The sequence below is a fragment of the Halorubrum cibi genome, from assembly GCF_900182635.1.
Lineage (GTDB): Archaea > Halobacteriota > Halobacteria > Halobacteriales > Haloferacaceae > Halorubrum > Halorubrum cibi.
This window is the reverse complement of the sequence record NZ_FXTD01000026.1, coordinates 1-2,079: the sequence shown is the minus strand read 5'-3', so window position 1 is coordinate 2,079 and position 2,079 is coordinate 1. Positions and strand designations below refer to the sequence as shown.

Sequence of the window (2,079 nt, the reverse complement as noted above, 5' to 3'; positions counted from 1 at the left end):
GCTCTCGCGGATGTCGTGTGAGAGGCTCACGTCGACTTTCGGGATCGGCGACCCCGCGATCAGCGAACTGTCGTTGAGCGCGATGTCGACCGTGTTCGTTCCCTCTTCGATCCACGCGGACTCGCCGTTCAGCGTCACCGTCTCGCCTTCGGCGACGACACCGTCGTGCGACATCGCGTTGCCGTTGAGCGAGACGGTCGGGTCGATCGTCTCGGTCACCTCGATCCACGAGACCGCGGTGTCGACCGCGCCGCTCGTGGAGACATCGAGAGACTGCGACCCGGTCGAGAGGTCGACCGACTCGGAGTACGTCTCGCCATCACCGAGCACACCGGAGTACGAGATCGTGGAGCCGTCGACCGTCACGGATGGGTCCTCGGTCGCGGTGACGGCAGTCCACGAGGCGTCAGCAGTGACTTGAGAGCCACCGTTCGTCGAGACGCTCACCGAGTTCGATCCTGGCGAAAGATCCCCTCCTGAGAGGGTGGTTGATTCTCCCTGTGAGAGGATTCCTGAATGAGAGACCGTCTCTCCGCCGAGCGTGACAGAGGGATCCTCGGTCGCGGTGACGGCCGTCCACGAGGCGTCGGCGGTGACTGTGGAACCGGCGTTCGTCGAGACGCTTACCGAGTTCGATCCGGGCGAGAGATCGCCACCGGAGAGTGTTGTCGTCTCTCCGTCGGTGAGGATCCCCGAGTAGGAGATCGTCTCCCCGCCGACCGTCACGGATGGATCTTCAGTCGCTGTGACCTCCGTCCACTCGGCGTTGTAGTTGAGTCCGCTTGACGAGCCAGAGTAGCTCGCCGAGATCGTCTCGGAGCCCGTTGAGAGATCAATCGATTCGGAGATCGATCCGTCGAGCGGTCCCGAGTGAGTGATTGTCGACGAGCCCGCGTCGACAGTGATATCTCGTATTCCGTCGCGTTGAGTGTATGAGACGGAGTAATCCACTGAGCCATAATTCGGGCTAATCTCGATCGAGCCTGGATTCGACGACACATCGATTGGTGTCGACCCATCGGGTCCGATCGTGTCAGTTCCGCCAGGATGGGATATCTCCACAGAAGACGTCTCTCCTTCGGTAAATTGAATATCTGCTCCGAAACCTTCCACAATATAGATCGTCGCAGAAGAATCCGTGCTCAGGGTCATATCTGCGGTCGATCCGACCGGTATCGGAGTTCCGGTAAACGTCTCGTCCTCGGCTGATGATTGTGTGTCTCGTGAGTACGTCCCCAACTTTTGACCGTCTATCTCGATCGTGAGGTCAGTCGTCTCGAAATTGCCATAAATAACAATTTCACCAACTGTATCGATGTTACTCGTGTCGAACGTCCTCGTCACAGATTCACCACCACCAAGATCTATGCTGGAGAAATCAGACCCAGCCTGGAAAACTGGGGTCGAATCTGGTGGCTGGTCGGTGAGAGAAATCGAGCCACTAGTCGACGAAAGTGTCCCGTGAGAGAGCGAGATCGTTTCTGAACCGCTTGCGGATCCAGATTCACTCGCCGAGGTCTCATCGACTGTCGCTGAGAGTGTAACCGACTCGCCAGTCGGATCCTGGTTTCCTCCAACCGAGACGCTCGTCGATCCACCGTCTGACAGCGATCCGCTCGCCGAATCAGATGAGGTCGTCTCCGTCCCCGTGATCGTGACCGACTCCGAGCGGGCGTCGATGTTACCGTCGACGGAGACGCTCGTACTCTCGCCGTCCGAGAGCGTCCCGAGCGACGCGGAGTCCGACGTGATCGTCTCTACGCCTGTGAGCGTCACACCCTCGTCGATAGCCGGTTGGTTGCCGCCGACATCGACACTCTCGGTCGAGCCGTCCGAAAGCGTCCCCAGCGATGCCGACCCCGAGGAAGTCGTTTCGACGCCAGTCAGCGTCACTTCCTCGTTTCGCGGCGCGGTCGTCCCGCCGACGGTCGCGGTGAGCGACTCACTACCCGAAACGGTCGACGAGGTCGACATCGACTTCGTGTTCTCGACACCGGTCAGCTCAACGGAGAGGTTCTCACCGCCGTTCGGCGCTTCGTAGGTGATCGTGTCGCCGTCGGTCGCCGACTCGGCGCTCAC

The 2,079-nt window shown here is 60.0% G+C and carries 1 protein-coding gene; it reads right to left on the bottom strand.

Features of this window, described 5'->3' with window-relative positions:
• Nucleotides 1-2,079 (bottom strand): beta strand repeat-containing protein (locus FN829_RS16035; protein ID WP_185955795.1); only part of this gene is annotated, 2,079 nt, incomplete at both ends.